The following is a 17,112-nucleotide window of genomic DNA, read 5'->3' on the forward strand; positions in this document are numbered from 1 at the left end:
AGCGGCGATCCTAAACCTCGGTATGGTCCGCGCAACCGAATGGAACGTTTGGATCAACCTCCGTTCAATGGTCCGGTCCTGCTCGAAGAATACGCTGATTGGCTAACCGGATGGCGGGAGAGCGCCGGTATTGCCATGCGGGAAGAGTGTTACGGAAGACCCAATGACCTGACGCCTTGCCGCTCGCAACCGTCGCTGTGATCAAACCCGCCTCGTTAGGGATCACCGACCGAACTTCGGGGATTGATATGCCGAAAGCACACTTGCATCTAATCCGTTGCTCTGACGACATCGCATCCGAAACAAATCGCCGAGACCGCAGGTTCCAGCCCACCCTTATCGATGGCGGCAGGCGAGCAAACGCCGTCCCGGTAGAGAACGCTTGGGAAGGTCTACTCGATCTGTTCGATCTCGGCCTCCTGATTGCGCAGGCAAATTACCTTACCTTCGTCGCTGCGAGCTCGATCGCGCTCGAGTATCACGCTCGGGCTGCGGCCGAACGGACCAGTTAGCGGCGTAGGGTGGGCAAAGGCGCGCATGCGCCGTGCCCACCATATTTCGGCGGACCGCTATCGTGAATGGTGGGCGCGCTTCCGCCCTCGCTCGTGGAGCTACGGCGGACGTGGTCGCTTTGCCCACCCTACGGCGCAGCGATGATAATCGATCACGCCGCCGGCTTGGCGACGTTGTCCTCGGCAGCGAGCAGATGAAGCAGCGCGCTCTTGATCGCGGCCTGCCGGGTCGGCGCGTTGATTTGGGCGCCGAGCAAATCGGTGACGTAGAACACGTCGCGGGCGCGTTCACCGAAGGTCGCGACATGGGCGGAGGCGATGTTGAGGTTGAGCTTCGAGATCGCGGTGGTGAGCTGATACAAGAGGCCGGGGCGGTCGAGGCCGGAGACCTCGATCACGGTGTAGCGGTCCGACCACTGGTTGTTGATGGTGACCTCGGGCTCGACCACGAAAGCGCGCACCTTGCCGCGGTTGGCGGCCTTGCGCGCCACCACTTCGGGCAGCCGCAATTTGCCCTCGAGCACGTGCTCGATCATCTCGCCGATGCGGGTCGCGCGCCGTCCCTCGTCCTCGTCGCGGTCGTATTCCCTGGAGATCGCGATGGTGTCGAGCGCGCGGCCGTCGGTGGTGGTGTAGATCTGCGCGTCGACGATGTTGGCGCCGGCGGAAGCGCAGGCGCCGGCGATGATCGACAGCAGCCACGGATGGTCGGTGGCCAGTATCGTCAATTCGGTGACGCCGCGCGCCTCGTCGAAGCCGACATTGATCGCGAGCTGATGCCCGGCCTGTTCGCTGGCGCGGATAAAGCGCGCCTGGCGGATTTTTCGCTGCAGATCGACCTTGAGCCAGTAGGCGGGATAATGCCGCGCAATGTAGGCATTGAGCTCCTCCTCCGGCCATTCGGTGAAGGCAGCGCGGAATTCGGCCTGTGCCACCGCGATGCGCTGCGCGCGGTTCACTTCCGAGAAGCCGCCGGTCAGCACGGGCTCGGTTTCGTAATACAGCGTACGCAGCAACTGCGCCTTCCAGCCGTTCCACACGCCGGGGCCGACGCCCCGGATGTCGGCGGTGGTCACGATGGTCAGAAGCTTCATCTGTTCGACGGATTGCACGACGGCGGCAAAATTCTCGATCGTCTTGCGGTCGGAGAGGTCGCGCGACTGGGCCACCGTCGACATCGTCAGATGCTCTTCGATCAGCCACGCCACCAGCTCGGTGTCGGCGGTGTTGAAGCCGAGCCGCGGGCACAGCCGCCGCGCTACCCTGGCCCCCGCGATCGAGTGATCCTCCGGGCGGCCCTTGGCGACGTCGTGCAGCAGGGTTGCGACATAGATCACAGCGCGATGCTCGGGCTGGATCTTGCGGAACAGGTCGCTGGCGACCGTGAACTCGTCATTGCCGCCGCGCTCGATCTCCTGCAGGAAACCGATGCAGCGGATCAGATGTTCGTCCACCGTATAATGGTGGTACATGTTGAACTGCATCATCGACACGATCTTGCCGAAGGCGCGGATGAAGTGACCGAGCACGCCGGTCTCGTTCATCCGCCGCAGCACGGTCTCGGCGTCGTTTGACGTCAGGATCTCCATGAACAGCCGGTTGGCTTCCGGATTTTCACGAAGCTGGCTGTTCACCAGTTTCAGCGAGCGCGTCACCGTCCGCATCGCGTCGGGGTGGAAGGCGAGGTTGTTCTTCTGCGCCAGATGGAAGATGCGGATCAGGTTGACCGGGTCGTGCTTGAAGACGTCGGACGCGGCGAGGTTGATGCGGTTGTTGTCGATGATGAAGTCGTCGCTGTCGGGCACCCGCCGCCGCTTGGCGGCCGGCCGCAGCCGCGCCACCATCCGGCTCAAGACGGGCGCGGGCTTGGCCTGCTCCTCTTCCAGCTTGGCGCACAGGATCGCGGTGAGGTCGCCGACGTCCTTCGCGACCAAGAAGTAGTGCTTCATGAAGCGTTCGACATCCTGCATGCCGGGGTGCTCGGTGTAGCCGAGGCGGACAGCGATCTCGCGCTGCATGTCGAACGACAGCCGCTCCTCGGCGCGCCCCGAGACGAAATGCAGATTGCAGCGCACCGACCACAGGAAATCGGCGCAGCGGCGGAAGGTGCGGTATTCCTGCGCGTCGAACACGCCGCGCTCGACCAACTCCCCGGTCTCGCGCACGCGGTAGACGTATTTGGCGATCCAGAACAGCGTGTGCAGGTCGCGCAAGCCGCCCTTGCCGTCCTTGACGTTGGGCTCGACCAGATAGCGCGATTGCCCGGCGCGGCGGTGCCGCTCCTCGCGCTCGGCAAGCTTGGCGGTGACGAAATCAGAAGCCGTGCCCTGCACGACGTCCTTATCGAACCGGGCCACCAGCTCGTCATAGAGCGGCCGGTCGCCGGTCAGGAACCGCGTCTCCAGGATTGCGGTGCGGATCGTCATGTCGCCGCGCGCCTGGCGGATACACTCATCGACCGAGCGCGTGGCGTGGCCGACCTTCAATCCCATGTCCCACAGGCAATAGAGAATGGCTTCGGCGACCTGCTCGCCCCAGGCGGTCTGCTTGTAGGGCAGGATGAACAGCAGATCGATGTCGGATTCCGGCGCCATCAGGCCGCGGCCGTAGCCGCCGGTGGCGACGACCGCCATGCGCTCGGCGCCCGAGGGCACGTGCGAGCGATAGAGATGCCGCGTCGCGGCCGCATAGAGGATACGGATAATTTCGTCCTGCATGAAGCAAAGCCGCTCCGCGCAGCGGCGGCCATGGCGATCCTTCAAGAGCACGGCCTGTGCTGTGGCGCGCGCCGCGATCATCTCGGCCTTGAGCAACTGCGCCAGCGCCGAGCGGAACACGTCCTCGCGGCCGGCATGTTTTTCGGCCAGCGCATCGACCGCCGCGGTGATCCGCGCGGTATCGAAACGGTCATCCGCCCCGGAGCGGTCCTCTGTCACGATGCTGTCCATGATCTCCCCGATATCGGACGGCGCAGGGGCTGTCACGGGCGATTGTACGATCAACGCAAAGCTATGCCGCCGCCTCGGCGAATGCCAGCCATAACCCGTTGGAAAAGTGGGGATTTCCGATGGGGTACGCGCGCAGCCACGAGGGTGTGTGATGACAGCGCATCGATAGCCCAGTATATCCGATGCACAAAAAAATCCGGGAGTAGAAAATGGACGCCGCCGAACTCCGCGCGATGCAGGCCCCGATCAAGGAACGCTACAAGTCCGATCCCTCGGCCGCGGTCATTACCCTCAAAGCCAAAGGCTCGATCGACCATGAAGGCATCGCCTGCAAGGTCGAGACCGGCCGCGCGCTGGCGGTTGCTGGGCTGCACCCCGCCACCGGCGGCTCCGGCCTGGAGCTCTGCTCCGGCGACATGCTGCTCGAAGCCCTGGTCGCTTGCGCCGGCGTGACGCTGAAGTCGGTGGCTACCGCCACTGATATTACCCTGAAGACCGGCAACGTCATCGCCGAGGGCGACCTGGATTTCCGCGGCACGCTCGGCGTCGACAAGGAAGCCCCGGTCGGCTTCGAGGAGATCCGCCTGCGCTTCGAGGTCGCAACCGACGCGCCGCAGGACAAACTCGATCTGCTGCTCAAGCTGACGGAACGCTATTGCGTGGTCTATCAGACCATCAAGAACGGCCCGAAAGTCTCGGTGTCGATGAAGCGGGTGTGAGGCAATCTTCGGCGTCGTCCCTGCGAACGCAGGACCCATTACCTCCGAAGTCCATTGGTGCGGGAAGTATCAGCCCGCACCTCCCAAAATCGATCAGCCGCGGCGTATGGGTCCCTGCGTTCGCAGGGACGACGGATAGAGCATGTCCCCCGAACTCGCCTTCATCCTGACGCTCGGCCTGCGCATGGCGATCACCGCGGGGTTCGTGGTGACGGCTTCCATCGTCACCGAACGCTCGGGCCCCGTCATCGGTGCGCTGATCGCGACGCTGCCGATCTCGGCGGGGCCGTCCTACGTATTCCTCGCGCTCGATCATGACGCGGCCTTCATCGCCGAGGGCGCGCTGGCGAGCTTGCCGATCAATGCTGCGACGATCTTCCTCGGTCTGACTTACGTGGTACTCGCGCAGCGCCACGGCGCCCTGCTTAGTTGCCTCGTGGCGGTCGCCGTATGGCTCGTGCTCGCCGCGATCATCCGCTCGGTGCAATGGTCGTTGACCGGCGGCCTGATCGCGAACGCCATTGCCTTTGCTATCTGCGTGCCGCTGCTCGCCCGCTATCGTCACGCCAAAATGCCGCCGATCAGGCGGCGCTGGTACGACATTCCGCTGCGGGCATCGCTGGTCGCAACCTTGGTGGCGACGGTGGTCACGACATCTAGCTGGGTTGGTCCCAAGATCAGCGGCATGATCGCGCTATTCCCGATCGTGTTCACCTCGATGATGCTGATCCTGCATCCCCGGATCGGTGGCCCGCCGACCGCGGCCGTGCTCGCCAACAGCGCCTGGGGATTGATGGGGCTCGGCATCGCGATTGCCGTGCTGCATGTCACAGCACTGCAGTTCGGCTCGACGATAGGGCTGAGCCTGGCGCTCGCGACATGTGTGGGGTGGAATCTCGGCCTATTCTGGTGGGGCAAGCGGAAGGCTGCACACTAATCGCCATCATTGCTTCCGCTTTGCATGGAATCTTTAGCGCATCCGATAATGGAGCATCCAATAGAAGCCGCCCGATACAGCAATCGACAGCAGCGCGGCGCTGGCTGTCGCCGCCGGCGGCAACCTCTGCCAGCGGCGGATTTCCTGCATCAGGATCAGCGGCACGAATGGCGACAGCAGGAAAATCAGCACCAGCGGCATCGCCCAGCCCGAAGAAAAGATCATAACGCCGCAGATCAGGACCTGCGGCAGGCCGAAGAGAAGCGCGAGCCACACCAGCAGCGTCGCGACCTGTTTCATTTGTCCGCCTTCGATGCGAGCGTCTTCAGTTTGTAAAGCGCCTCCAGCGCCTCGCGCGGTGACATCTCGTCGGGATGCAGCGCCTTCACCGCTTCCATCAACAGCTCCGCCTCGCTCGGGGCTGCGGCTTCGGCGGCGGCGCGGGAGGGGACGGCGAACAGCGGAAGATCATCGGCGAGTGCGCGCGCGGTCTGGCCGCGGTCCTGGGCTTCGAGCTTCGCCAGCACCGACTTGGCGCGCGCGATCACGGCCGGAGGCAGGCCCGCGAGCTTGGCGACCTGGATGCCGTAGGACCGATCGGCCGAGCCCGGCAGCACCTCGTGCAGGAATACGACATCGCCCTGCCACTCCTTGACGCGCACGGTGGCGTTGAACATCCGCGGCAGCTTGGCGGAGAGCGCGGTCAGCTCGTGATAATGCGTGGCGAACAGCGCGCGGCAGCGGTTGGCTTCATGCAGATGCTCGATCGCGGCCCAGGCGATCGACAGGCCGTCGAAGGTCGCCGTGCCGCGGCCGATCTCGTCGAGGATAACCAGCGAGCGCTCGCTGGCCTGGTTCAAAATCACGGCGGTCTCGACCATCTCGACCATGAAGGTCGATCGTCCCCGCGCGAGATCGTCGGCCGCGCCGACGCGTGAGAACAGGCGGTCGACGACGCCGATCCGGGCGCGCGACGCCGGCACGTAGGAGCCGATCTGCGCCATCAGCGCGATCAAGGCGTTCTGGCGCAGGAACGTCGACTTACCAGCCATGTTCGGGCCGGTGATCAACCAGATCTGGCCCGACTTCTGGCCCGGTCCCGGCGAGAGGTCGCAGGCATTGGCAATGAACGGCTGGCCGTCGCGTTTCAGGGCCTGTTCCACGACGGGGTGCCGGCCGCCCTCGACGGCGAAGCCGAGCGAGCCGTCGACCTCTGGCCGCACGTAATTGTCATCTATCGCGAGCTTCGCCAGCGCGGTCGCGACATCGAGCAGCGCGAACGCATGCGCCGCGGCGCGCAGATCGTCGCTGGCGGCGAGCGCGATCGCAGAGAGCCGCTCGAAGATATCCAGTTCGAGATTGAGCGCGCGATCGCCGGCGTTGGCGATCTTGGCTTCGATCTCGCCGAGCTCGGAGGTGGTGAAGCGAACCTGCCCGGCCAGCGTCTGGCGGTGGATGAAGGTCGCGTTCAGCGGCGGAGCCATCAGTTTGTCGCCGTGCTGCGCCGTGACCTCGACGAAATAGCCGAGCACGTTGTTGTGACGGATCTTGAGGGCCTTGATGCCGGTATCGTCAGCGTAGCGCGCCTGCATCGCGGCGACCACGAGGCGGGAGGCGTCGCGCAGGTTCCGGCTCTCGTCGAGCGCGGGCTCATAACCTTCGCGGATGAAGCCGCCGTCGCGCTTGATCAGCGGCAGTTGCGCGGCGAGTGCACGTTCGAATTCGCGTGCCAGATCGCGCGACGGGCGGCGCAGCGCCTCCATCACGGCGATGATTTCAGCCGGTGCGGCTTCGAGCTGCGTGAGGCGAGCCAGCGCCTGGTCTGCCGCGAGAATGCCGTCGCGCAAAGCTGCAAGGTCGCGCGGGCCGCCGCGACCGACCGACAGCCGCGCCAGCGCGCGCGACATATCGGGCGCGGCGCGCAGCGTGGTCCTGATATCGTCACGTGCGGCGCTATCGCTAACAAATGTCGCAATCGCGTCCAACCGCCGCGCGATGGCCGCACTGTCGGTGAGCGGCGCCGCCAGACGTTGCGCCAATAGACGGGAGCCGGCGGCGGTAACCGTGCAGTCGATCGCATCCAGCAGCGATCCGCGCCGCTCGCCCGCAAGCGTGCGGGTCAGTTCGAGATTGGCGCGGGTGGCGGGATCGATCGCCATCGTCGTGCCCGCAGCCTCGCGTGACGGCGGCGACAGCGGCGGGCGCTTTCCGACCTGGGTACGGTCGATATAAGTGACGGCGGCGGCCGCGGCGGTCGCCTCCAGCCGCGACATCGCGGAGAGGCCATCCATGGTCGCGACCGCGAAATAGTCGCACAGGCGCCGTTCGGCGGTGGCTCCGTCGAAGACGTCGCGGGTCAAGGGCGTCACTGAGGGCAGTTCGCGCAAGAGCGCGCCCAGATCAGGATCGCCATAGAGCGCATCGGTAACGATCGCTTCATTCGGATTGATCCGCGCCAGCGTCGCCGCCAGTTCCGCGGTCGAGCATTCCGTGACCATGAACTCCGAGGTCGAGATATCGATCCAGGCAAGCCCGATGCGGTCGCCGGCGGAGGAGGCGCGGGCGCGCGCGATCGCCAGCAGATAATTGTTGGTGCGGGCATCGAGCAGCGTTTCTTCGGTCAGCGTGCCCGGCGTCACCAGCCGCACCACGCCGCGCGCCACCACGCTCTTGTTGCCGCGGGCGCGGGCGGCGGCCGGATTCTCGGTCTGCTCGCACACGGCGACGCGATGGCCGGCGTTGATCAGGCGATGCAGATAATCCTCGGAGCGTTCCACCGGCACGCCGCACATCGGGATATCCATCCCCTGATGCTTGCCGCGCTTGGTCAGCACGATGCCGAGCGCCTTCGAGGCGATCTCGGCGTCCTCGAAGAACAGCTCGTAAAAATCGCCCATCCGGTAGAACAGCAAGAGCCCGGGATGGGCGGCCTTGATCTCGAGATATTGTTCCATCATCGGCGTGACGCGCGAAGGGGCGTCGGTCGCCGGCGTGGCCTCGGGCGGAGCGGGGGAGGGGATGGATTGCTGGATCGTCATTGCGGGCGGCAAGCTACAAAATTTCGCCGCCTGGTCCTATTCCCTTACCTGCGTTGTCAGAGTTTTCCACGCCTGGGGCCGCTCGACCGATTATACGCCCGGAGCATGACGGCCCCTTCGCGAAAGCGCCGCGGGGCAGCCATGCCTCAATTGACCTGCCGCGGGTGCGCTCCTAAAACTCGCCATCAAATCTGGGTCAACGCCTAAAGCACGGCATTCAGGGAGAAATTCTATGCGTGATGTATTCATTTGCGATGCCGTCCGGACCCCGATCGGCCGTTTCGGCGGTTCGCTCGCCAAGGTGCGTGCCGACGATCTGGCCGCAGCCCCGATCAAGGCGCTGATGGCGAAGCATCCCAATCTCGACTGGTCGCAGGTCGACGAAGTATTTTTCGGCTGCGCTAACCAGGCCGGCGAGGACAACCGCAACGTCGCGCGGATGGCGCTGTTGCTGGCGGGCATGCCGGAATCGGTTCCCGGCCAGACGCTGAACCGCCTCTGCGCGTCGGGTCTCGATGCGGTCGGCGCCGGGGGCCGCGCGATCCGCGCCGGCGAGATCGATTTCGCGATTGCCGGCGGCGTCGAATCGATGACGCGCGCACCCTTCGTGATGGGCAAGGCGCCGGAAGCGTTTGCGCGCTCGGCCGAGATTTACGACACCACCATCGGCTGGCGCTTCATCAATCCCCTGTTGAAGGCGCAGTATGGCGTCGATGCGATGCCGGAGACCGGCGAGAACGTCGCCGAGGAATTCCAGGTATCGCGCGCCGACCAGGATGCGATGGCGATCCGCTCGCAGCAGCGCGCGGGCGCGGCGATCGCCTCGGGATATTTCGCCGAGGAAATCACGCCGATCCAGGCGCCCGGCGGCAAGGCAGGTCCCATCACCGTCGACAAGGATGAGCATCCGCGTCCCGAAACGACGCTCGAAGGATTGGCAAAATTGAAGCCGATCGTACGCAATCCCGGCACGGTGACCGCGGGCAACGCGTCCGGCGTCAATGACGGCGCGGCGGCGATGATCCTGGCCTCCGAAGCCGCCGTGAAGAGGCACGGGCTGACGCCGCGAGCGCGCATCCTAGGGTTAGCCTCGGCCGCGGTGCCGCCGCGCATCATGGGCATCGGCCCGGTGCCGGCGACGAAGAAGCTGATGGAGCGGCTCGGCATCAAGATCTCTGACTTCGATTTGATCGAGCTCAATGAAGCCTTCGCTTCCCAGGGCATAGCCTGCCTGCGGCAACTGGGCGTCAAGGACGATGCCGACTTCGTCAATCCGCATGGCGGCGCGATCGCGCTCGGCCATCCGCTCGGTATGAGCGGCGCGCGGCTGGCGCTGACGGCGGTGCACGGCATGGAGAAGCGGGGCGGGAAGCTTGCCTTGGCAACCATGTGTGTCGGCGTCGGCCAAGGCGTTGCGGTCGCGATCGAAAAGGTCAATTAAGACAGTGGTTTGGGAGGATGAAAAATCGCCCTTTCCCAAATTAGTTATGTCATATAATGATCCGGTAGCGCGGCTTCGCGACAAAACCGCAAAGCGATTTTGCGCGGCGACTGCGATGCGAGGGAGGAATTCGTCATGACATTGGTCTATCCAGTGCAAAGTCTCGCGGCGCATCCGCCGCGGCTGTCTCCCGCCTACAAGAGTACGGTCAAGCGTTCGCCCTCCAAGCCGCTGATTCCGATGCGCCATACGCTGTCGGAATTGACGGGACCGGTCTACGGCCACGAGACCGTGCGCGCGAACGATCACGACCTCACGGTTCACGGCAAGGGCGAGCCGATCGGCGAGCGCATCATCGTGCACGGCCATGTGCTTGATGAAGATGGCCGCGGCGTGCCGAACACGCTGGTCGAACTGTGGCAGGCCAATTCCTGCGGCCGCTATGTCCACGTCGTCGATCAGCATCCCGCGCCGCTCGATCCGAATTTCACCGGCGCCGGCCGCGCGCTATCCGACGCGCAAGGCTACTATCGCTTCGTCACCATCAAGCCCGGCGCTTACCCTTGGGGCAATCACCACAACGCCTGGCGCCCCGCCCACATCCACTTCTCGGTGTTCGGCCACTCCTTCGTCTCGCGCCTGGTGACTCAGATGTATTTCCCCGGCGATCCGCTGTTTCCGTTCGATCCGATCTTCAATTCGGTCACCGACGAGAAGGCGCGCAACCGGATGATCTCGTCATTCGATCTGGAGAACACCAAGCCGGATTGGGCGCTGTGCTACCGCTTCAATATTGTGCTGCGCGGGCGCAACGCCACGCCGATGGAGAACAAGTAAGTGTCACAGGCGAAACCGGACGGAGTCACTCCGTCGCAAACCGTCGGTCCGTATTTCGCCTATGGCCTGACGCCGAACGGCAAATACGACTGGAACGACGCGTTCAACAACAATCTGCTGACGCCGGATACCTCGGGCGAGCGCATTCGCGTCGAGGGAACGGTGTTCGATGGCGACGGCGTGCCAGTCGTCGATTGCATGCTGGAGATCTGGCAGGCGGACGCGCAGGGCAGGTTCAGCGATCCGCAGGACAAGCGGGCGCTGCCGAATACGTCGTTCAAAGGGTTCGGCCGCATCGGCACCGATGCCAAAGGCGGCTATGCCTTCGATACCATCAAGCCGGGTGTGGTGCCCGATCCCGACGGCAAGCCGCAGGCGCCGCATATCGTGCTCGCGGTGTTCGCACGCGGCATGCTCCTGCATCTCTATTCGCGGATCTATTTCGGCGGCGAGGCCGCCAATGCCGCCGATCCGGTGCTGGCGCTGGTGCCGGCCGAGCGCCGCTCCACGCTGATCGCGACGCGCCAGTCGGGCAGCGGCAATGCGGTCTATCGTTTCGACGTACATCTGCAGGGCGACAACGAGACGGTGTTCTTCGACGTGTAGCCGCGACTGCATCGCAGGGGCGGCGCGACAGGCAAGACTTCGCACATGATGACGCTCCGTCAGGTCGAGGTGATCCGCGCCGTGATGGTGACCGGCACGATCGGCGGCGCTGCGAGACTTCTGAACGTATCCGCGCCGGGCATCAGCCGGCTGGTGAAATATACCGAGAAGTCGCTGGGCGTCCGCTTCTTCCAGCGCCAGAACGGGCGCTATTTCCCGACAGCGGAAGCCCGCAACATCTTCGAGCAGATCAACGGCGTCTACGAGAAGATGGATGATCTCTCCGAGATCATCTCCAAGATCGGACGCGGCGATCTGTCCGAACTGCGCATCGGCTCGGTGCCGAGCATCTCGCAGGTGATGGTGCCGCGCGCGATCGAGCGGGTGCGGCGCCGTTATCCCGAACTACGGATCGACATCAACATCCTCAAGATCGAGGAAGCCGTCGACTATCTGTTGCTCGGCCGCGGCGATTGCGTCGCCATGAGCTACCGGCTCGAGCATCCCGGATTGGATTTCCTGCCGCTGGCGTCGGGAGAATTGTTCTGCATCGTGCCGCCCGGGCATGAGCTTGCCGGGTGCAAGCAGGTCTCGGCCGCCGAAATCATCCGCTATCCCCTGATCGGCATCGATCCCAACGATCCCTATGGACGGATCATGGCGGAGATATTTGCGCGCAACAAACTCGACTACGACATCACCATCCGCGCACGCTTCGGCACCACGGTGTGCGCGCTGGTCAAGGCCGGTCTCGGCATCGCCGTGATCGACCAGTTTACCGTCGCGCATGGCGGCTATCCCGGCGTCGAACTACTGAAGATCGTCGAGCCGACCAGGTTCGACACCTACATCGCGGTAAAGCGCGGCGCTCCGCTGTCGCTGCACATCGAGCATTTCATCGAGTGCCTGCGCTCGGAAATGCGCGCCGTTGGACCGAGTATGGCGGCGCTGCGAAAGCCCGATCCCAAGCCGCGCAAGAAATAACGCCGCGCAAGAAATAACATGATGTTATATATCCGGCATAAATGGGTAATTGTGTTAGGTCGGCAAAACGCTATCGTTCGGCCGGATCGGGACGTTCCCGAGCCGCCCGCTGGCCCTAACGCGCGTTTGCGCCCGACGACGAGATCATGAGCCCTGCCGCCCGCCCGATTGCTCCGGCCGATCGCCGCTTCCTCACCGGCCTGATCGGCGCACCGATTGCGCATTCGGCGTCGCCGGCGATGCATGAGCGGGCCGCCGAAGCGCTCGGCGCGCACTGCCATTACCAGCTTATCGAAGTTGCCGGTGCTGCCTCCGAAGAATTGCGGCTGCTGCTCGACGGCGTCCGGCGTCTGGGCTTTGCGGGCGTCAACGTCACCTTCCCGTACAAGGAAGCGGTGGTTTCCCTGCTCGACGAATTGTCGCCCGGTGCGCGCGCGATCGGCGCCGTCAACACCGTCGTGGTTCGGGATGGCCGGCTGATCGGGCACAACACCGACACTACGGGATTTGCCCGGGCGATCACTGAACTCGTCCGCGATCCCGCGCAGAGCGTTGTCGCCGTGATCGGCGCGGGCGGTGTCGGCAAGGCGATCGCCTTTGCGCTTGCCGGAATTGGCGTGGCGGAGATCAGAATCTTCGACACTGATGCAGTCAAGGCAACGCAACTTGCCGGCCTGATCGAGAGCCGTGGCAGCACGAGGGTTGCCGATAGCGTCGAGGAAGCCATGCGCGGCGTCACCGGCGTGGTCAATGGCTCGCCGGTCGGCATGCTGCCGAACCGTCGCACGCCTGTGCCGGATGCACTGCTGCACAGGGATATTTGGGTAGCGGACGCGGTCTACACGCCGCTCTGGACGCCGCTGTTGAATGCCGCCAAAGCGAAGGGCGCCGAGGTCATGACCGGGCGGGAGCTCGCGATCTACCAGGCGGCGGACGCCTTCGAGCTGTTCACGGGATTGAAGCCATCGGTTGTCGAGATGGGAAATGCATTCGACGCCGTGATGGCCAAACGCTACGCTAAAGTGAATGCAGCGTAACAGAACGGCCGGCGACAAGGCCGTCTTTCTGAAACAACAAGAGGGGATGGAAATGAGATCTGGAATCTTTGCCGGGCTATTGCTCGTTACCGTATCGGCCGCAACCGCATTTGCGCAGGGCGCGCCGATCAAGCTCGCCGACGTCGCCGAACTGTCCGGCGGCGGCGCCACCGTCGGCAATAACTGGAAAAACGGCATCGACCTCGCGATCGAGGAAATCAACGCCAAGGGCGGCGTGCTCGGCCGCAAGCTCGAGGTCACGCATGCGGATTCGCAGTCGAATCCCGGCGTTGCGCGCGCGCAGGTGCAAAAGGCGCTCGACAATGAGCCCTACGTTCTCCTCGGGCCCGGCTACTCGGGCTCGGTCAAGGTTACCTCGCCGCTCGCCGCGGAAGCCGGCATCACCCAGATCATGGGTGGCGAGGCGGCCGAACTGACGCAGGGCGGCAACAAGTTTTTGTTCCGCACCTCGTTCGGCCAGCAGTCCTCGATGCCGAAGGTTGCCAAATACATCAACGATGAGCTGAAGGCGAAATCGGCTGCGATCGTCTGGGTCAACAATGATTTCGGCAAAGGTGGCCGCGACGTCATCACTAAGGAATTCGCCAAATACAATATCAAGGTCGCGGCAGACCTTTCCACGGAAGCGGGGCAAGCCGATTTCGCCGCCGACGTCAGCAAGATCAAGGCCGCGGCGCCCGATGCGGTCTTCGTCTACCTCAACGAGGAAGAAAGCGCGCGCATCCTGAAAGAGCTGAAGCGCCAGGCAGTCGCAGTGCCGCTGGTGGGCGAGACTACCCTGGTCGGTCAGAAGGTGGTCGAGTTGGCTGGAGACGCCGCCAACGGCGCACGCGGCCATGTCGGCCTCACCACCGATGCGCCGGTCGATCTGGTCAAGGCCTTCCGGGAAAAGTTCGTCAAGAAGTACAACTACGTGCCCGACCACAACGGACTCAAGGGCTATCTCGCGATCTACATGGTCAAGGCGACCACCGAGAAGATGGGCAAGGTCGATCCCAAAAAGTTCGCCGATACGCTTCACGGCCTCACCATCAAGGCCGCGAGCGAGCCCGGCATCCTGATGGATGTGACCTTCGACGAGAAGGGCGACATCGATCGCCAGGGATTCCTGGTCGAGATCGTCGAGGGCAAGCAGGTCGTCAAGCAGGTGCTGCCGAAGCTGAATTGAGCCGTGATGAGATGAAGTCGCGCGGCGACGACGCTGCACTCCCTCTCCCGCTTGCGGGGGAGGGCTGGGGTGGGGGTGTCGCCACGAGCGACGCCGTCCGTGTGGAGAGAGCCCCCACCCGCATCGCATCCGTCGATGCGATGCGACCTCCCCCGCAAGCGGGAGAGGTGGAGCCCGTCGCGCGGCCGAGCGATTTCATCTGAGAGTAGCGGAGCCGATCTCCGCGTGTGACGGTGAGGGAAAAGCATGTCCAATCTGCTCGATCTGCTCGTGGCAGGCCTTGCGACCGGGGCGATCTATGCCCTCGTCGCCGTCGGTTTCACGCTGCTGTGGCAGACGTCGCAAACCATCAATTTCGCACAGGGCGAATTCGTGATGCTGCCGGCGTTCCTGATGCTGGCCGTGATGCATGCGGGCGCGCCGTTCTGGCTCGCCATCATCCTTGGCATCCTGCTGTCGCTGCTGCTGTTGGGGCTCGGCTTCAAGCTCTTGCTGGTCGATCCGATGCTGCGGCACGGCGTGCTGCCGCTCGCGATCGCAACCATGGCGCTCGCGATCGGCATGAAAGAGGCGGTGAAGCAGTTCTTCAGCGCGGAAGCCTCGCCATTCCCGTCCATCGTGCCAGCCGGTGATGTCTGGATCCTCGGCCGCGTGGTCTCGTTGCAGAGCCTCGGCGTCCTCGCACTTGCGATCGCCGTGGTGATCGGCCTGACCGCGCTTCTGAACCGCACGTCGATCGGTCACCAGATGCAAGCGACCGCACAGAATCCGACGGTGGCCCGCATCATCGGCGTGCCGGTCGAACGCATGATTCTGCTGACGTTCCTGATCAACGCGTTTCTGGTGGCTTTGGCGTCGCTGCTGATTACGCCGATTTATCTCGCGAAATTCTCCTCCGGCGAAGTGCTTGGACAGGCGGCGTTCATCGCGGCGATCGTCGGCGGCTTCAACCAGGTGCGCGGCGCCATTGCCGGCGGGCTGTTGATCGGCGTCGTCGACAATCTGGCGGCGGCCTATGTGTCGACGCAGTACCGCGCCGCGGTGCCGTTGATCCTGCTGATCGTCATCATCCTGTTCCGTCCGCAGGGGCTACTCGGCCGGCCCGAGGAGCGCACGGTATGACCGCAGCAGGAAAATATTGGCGCATCGCCCTCGGCGTTGCCGTCATCGCGGCGCTGATTATTGTGCCGATGAATTTCAACCGCTATGGCCTCTACATCCTGAGCCAATGGACGGTGATGACGATTGCCGCAATGGGGCTCAATTTGACGCTGGGATATGCCGGCCAGGTTTCGCTCGCGCAGGGCGCCTTCGTCGGCATCGGCGCCTACGCGGCAGCGATCATGACCACGCAGGGCATGCCGCTGATTGTGGCGCTCGGCGTTGCGATCGTGCTGTGCTTTGCGATCGGCTGGATCCTCGGCTATCCCGCGCTGCGCGTGCAGCACCATTACCTCGCCTTCGTGACGCTGGCGTTTTCGACGCTGGCCTTCCTGGTATTCCGCAACGAGGACTGGCTCACCAAGGGCATCTACGGCATCTCCAACATTCCGCGGCCGAATGTCCTGGGCTTCGCGACCAACCGGCCGCTGCCGTTCTATTACTTCTGCCTCGGCTCGCTCGGCATCGTCTCGCTGGCGATGTGGTGGCTGATCCGCTCGCCCTGGGGCCGAGCCTTCGTGGCGCTGCGCGAAAATCCGGTGCGGGCGCTGTCGCTCGGCATCGACACGCGCCGCTATACGCTGATGGCGTTCGCAATCGGCTCAGCCCTCGGCGGCGTCGCCGGCACACTCTATGCGCCGCTGACGCAATATATCGATCCGGTTCCCTTCAACCTCTCGCTCTCGCTCGATCTGTTGATGATGGTGATCGTCGGCGGCTCCGGATTCTTCTTCGGGCCGTTCCTCGGCGCAATGATTGCGGTGCTGCTGCCGGAATGGCTGCGCTTCACGCAAGGCTACTATCTGATGCTCTATGCGGTCGCCGTGATGTTGCTCCTGATCTATTCGCCGACCGGCATTCTCGGCATCCTCGACCGCTATCTCACCGAGCGTCGCACCAAGGCGGCGTCCGCCTTGCGGGCGGTCGCCAAATCCCGGCTGGAGACGGCGCCATGACCGCGGTCCTCGAAGTCAGCGACATAAGAAAGAGCTTTGGCGGCATCAAGGCCGTCGACGGCGTCAGCTTCGACGTGCACGAGGGCGAAATCCTCGGCCTGATCGGCCCGAACGGCTGCGGCAAGTCCACGCTGTTCAACTGCATCCTCGGGCAGCTCACGCCGACCGATGGCGAGGTGAAGGTCGACGGCAAAACCGTCACGGGATTGCGGCCGTCCGAGTTGAACCGCCTGGGCGTCAGCCGCACCTTCCAGCTTCTACAGGTATTCCCGAAACTCTCGGTGCGTGAAAACCTGATCCTTGCTGGCCAGGAGCATCAGGGCAACATGGTGTCGCGGCTGTTCGGCCCCTCCGATGCCGGGCTGAGCGCTGCGGCCGACCAGATGATCGGCTTCTTCAAGCTCGACCATCTGGCCACCGAAGCTGCGGGCGGGCTGTCATACGGCCAGCAAAAGCTGCTCGACGCCGCCATGGCGTTCATGGGTGGCCCGCGGCTGGTGCTGCTCGATGAACCGGCCGGCGGCGTCAACCTCACGATGCTGGGCGATCTCAAGGAACGGCTGGCCGCGATCAACCGCGAGAAGCGCGCCACCTTCGTCGTGATCGAGCACAACATGGAATTCGTGATGTCGCTTTGCACCCGCGTCATGGTGATGGCGGAAGGCAGGCTGCTGGCGATGGGCACGCCTAGCGAAGTCCGCGCCAATCCTGCCGTCATCGAAGCCTATCTCGGCCACTAAAGGGATC

At 64.1% G+C, this 17,112-nt stretch carries 14 protein-coding genes; 11 read left to right on the forward strand and 3 right to left on the reverse strand.

Features of this window, described 5'->3' with window-relative positions:
* Window positions 1-664: 664 nt before the first annotated feature.
* Window positions 665-3,460, reverse strand: coding sequence for a [protein-PII] uridylyltransferase (locus LMTR3_RS19000; protein ID WP_065746544.1), 2,796 nt, complete (start codon window positions 3,458-3,460; stop codon window positions 665-667).
* Between the two features lie 209 nt (window positions 3,461-3,669).
* On the opposite strand from LMTR3_RS19000, the gene LMTR3_RS19005 reads away from it, so the two are divergent.
* Together LMTR3_RS19005 and LMTR3_RS19010 are read left to right on the forward strand one after the other, a co-directional pair.
* Complete coding sequence (locus LMTR3_RS19005; RefSeq protein WP_065746545.1) at window positions 3,670-4,179, forward strand: OsmC family protein; 510 nt, start codon at window positions 3,670-3,672, stop codon at window positions 4,177-4,179.
* A 142-nt stretch (window positions 4,180-4,321) separates the two neighbouring features.
* Window positions 4,322-5,116, forward strand: coding sequence for a hypothetical protein (locus LMTR3_RS19010; protein ID WP_065746546.1), 795 nt, complete (start codon window positions 4,322-4,324; stop codon window positions 5,114-5,116).
* A gap of 33 nt (window positions 5,117-5,149) precedes the next feature.
* Here the strand turns inward: LMTR3_RS19010 and LMTR3_RS19015 are convergent, their stop codons facing one another.
* Both LMTR3_RS19015 and mutS read right to left on the reverse strand, forming a co-directional pair.
* Window positions 5,150-5,416 (reverse strand): hypothetical protein, encoded by a 267-nt coding sequence (locus LMTR3_RS19015; protein WP_065746547.1) that lies wholly within the window; start codon window positions 5,414-5,416, stop codon window positions 5,150-5,152.
* Entirely contained in the window at window positions 5,413-8,154 is a 2,742-nt protein-coding gene (gene mutS, locus LMTR3_RS19020) for a DNA mismatch repair protein MutS (protein WP_065746548.1), read from the reverse strand. The genes LMTR3_RS19015 and mutS overlap by 4 nt, the downstream gene beginning before the upstream one ends.
* 232 nt (window positions 8,155-8,386) lie before the next feature.
* Between mutS and pcaF the strand changes: the two genes are divergently transcribed.
* The 9 genes from pcaF to LMTR3_RS19070 all read left to right on the forward strand — a co-directional run bounded on the left by pcaF (window position 8,387) and on the right by LMTR3_RS19070 (window position 17,105).
* Window positions 8,387-9,595: a 3-oxoadipyl-CoA thiolase gene (gene pcaF / locus LMTR3_RS19025; protein WP_065746549.1), complete on the forward strand. Its 1,209-nt coding sequence runs from the start codon at window positions 8,387-8,389 to the stop codon at window positions 9,593-9,595.
* Window positions 9,596-9,730: 135 nt separating this feature from the next.
* Window positions 9,731-10,432 carry a protocatechuate 3,4-dioxygenase subunit beta gene (pcaH, locus tag LMTR3_RS19030; protein WP_065746775.1) on the forward strand — a complete coding sequence of 234 codons (702 nt, stop codon included), beginning with the start codon at window positions 9,731-9,733 and terminating at the stop codon, window positions 10,430-10,432.
* Window positions 10,433-11,038 (forward strand): protocatechuate 3,4-dioxygenase subunit alpha, encoded by a 606-nt coding sequence (gene pcaG, locus LMTR3_RS19035; protein WP_065746550.1) that lies wholly within the window; start codon window positions 10,433-10,435, stop codon window positions 11,036-11,038.
* Between the two features lie 45 nt (window positions 11,039-11,083).
* The gene (locus tag LMTR3_RS19040) at window positions 11,084-12,022 is read left to right on the forward strand and encodes a LysR family transcriptional regulator (RefSeq protein WP_065746551.1); all 939 of its coding nucleotides are present in this window, start codon (window positions 11,084-11,086) and stop codon (window positions 12,020-12,022) included.
* A gap of 146 nt (window positions 12,023-12,168) precedes the next feature.
* Window positions 12,169-13,059, forward strand: a complete 891-nt coding sequence (locus LMTR3_RS19045) for a shikimate dehydrogenase (RefSeq protein WP_065746552.1) — start codon at window positions 12,169-12,171, stop codon at window positions 13,057-13,059.
* 52 nt (window positions 13,060-13,111) lie between these two features.
* Window positions 13,112-14,248: an ABC transporter substrate-binding protein gene (locus tag LMTR3_RS19050; RefSeq protein WP_065746776.1), complete on the forward strand. Its 1,137-nt coding sequence runs from the start codon at window positions 13,112-13,114 to the stop codon at window positions 14,246-14,248.
* A 246-nt stretch (window positions 14,249-14,494) separates the two neighbouring features.
* Window positions 14,495-15,370: a branched-chain amino acid ABC transporter permease gene (locus LMTR3_RS19060; protein ID WP_065746554.1), complete on the forward strand. Its 876-nt coding sequence runs from the start codon at window positions 14,495-14,497 to the stop codon at window positions 15,368-15,370.
* Window positions 15,367-16,365, forward strand: a complete 999-nt coding sequence (locus LMTR3_RS19065) for a branched-chain amino acid ABC transporter permease (protein ID WP_065746555.1) — start codon at window positions 15,367-15,369, stop codon at window positions 16,363-16,365. Before LMTR3_RS19060 ends, LMTR3_RS19065 begins: the two co-directional genes overlap by 4 nt.
* Window positions 16,362-17,105: an ABC transporter ATP-binding protein gene (locus tag LMTR3_RS19070; protein WP_065746556.1), complete on the forward strand. Its 744-nt coding sequence runs from the start codon at window positions 16,362-16,364 to the stop codon at window positions 17,103-17,105. The genes LMTR3_RS19065 and LMTR3_RS19070 overlap by 4 nt, the downstream gene beginning before the upstream one ends.
* The last annotated feature ends 7 nt before the right edge of the window (window positions 17,106-17,112 follow it).

The sequence above is a fragment of the Bradyrhizobium sp. LMTR 3 genome, from assembly GCF_001693485.1.
GTDB lineage: Bacteria > Pseudomonadota > Alphaproteobacteria > Rhizobiales > Xanthobacteraceae > Bradyrhizobium.

Coding starts and splice junctions, on each gene's coding strand:
- LMTR3_RS19005 (WP_065746545.1), top strand. CDS start 3,670: ATGGACGCCGCCGAACTCCGCGCGATGCAGGCCCCGATCAAGGAACGC.
- LMTR3_RS19060 (WP_065746554.1), top strand. CDS start 14,495: ATGTCCAATCTGCTCGATCTGCTCGTGGCAGGCCTTGCGACCGGGGCG.
- mutS (WP_065746548.1), bottom strand. CDS start 8,154: ATGACGATCCAGCAATCCATCCCCTCCCCCGCTCCGCCCGAGGCCACG.
- LMTR3_RS19070 (WP_065746556.1), top strand. CDS start 16,362: ATGACCGCGGTCCTCGAAGTCAGCGACATAAGAAAGAGCTTTGGCGGC.
- LMTR3_RS19045 (WP_065746552.1), top strand. CDS start 12,169: ATGAGCCCTGCCGCCCGCCCGATTGCTCCGGCCGATCGCCGCTTCCTC.
- LMTR3_RS19040 (WP_065746551.1), top strand. CDS start 11,084: ATGATGACGCTCCGTCAGGTCGAGGTGATCCGCGCCGTGATGGTGACC.
- LMTR3_RS19010 (WP_065746546.1), top strand. CDS start 4,322: ATGTCCCCCGAACTCGCCTTCATCCTGACGCTCGGCCTGCGCATGGCG.
- pcaF (WP_065746549.1), top strand. CDS start 8,387: ATGCGTGATGTATTCATTTGCGATGCCGTCCGGACCCCGATCGGCCGT.
- LMTR3_RS19015 (WP_065746547.1), bottom strand. CDS start 5,416: ATGAAACAGGTCGCGACGCTGCTGGTGTGGCTCGCGCTTCTCTTCGGC.
- LMTR3_RS19000 (WP_065746544.1), bottom strand. CDS start 3,460: ATGGACAGCATCGTGACAGAGGACCGCTCCGGGGCGGATGACCGTTTC.
- LMTR3_RS19065 (WP_065746555.1), top strand. CDS start 15,367: ATGACCGCAGCAGGAAAATATTGGCGCATCGCCCTCGGCGTTGCCGTC.
- pcaH (WP_065746775.1), top strand. CDS start 9,731: ATGACATTGGTCTATCCAGTGCAAAGTCTCGCGGCGCATCCGCCGCGG.
- LMTR3_RS19050 (WP_065746776.1), top strand. CDS start 13,112: ATGAGATCTGGAATCTTTGCCGGGCTATTGCTCGTTACCGTATCGGCC.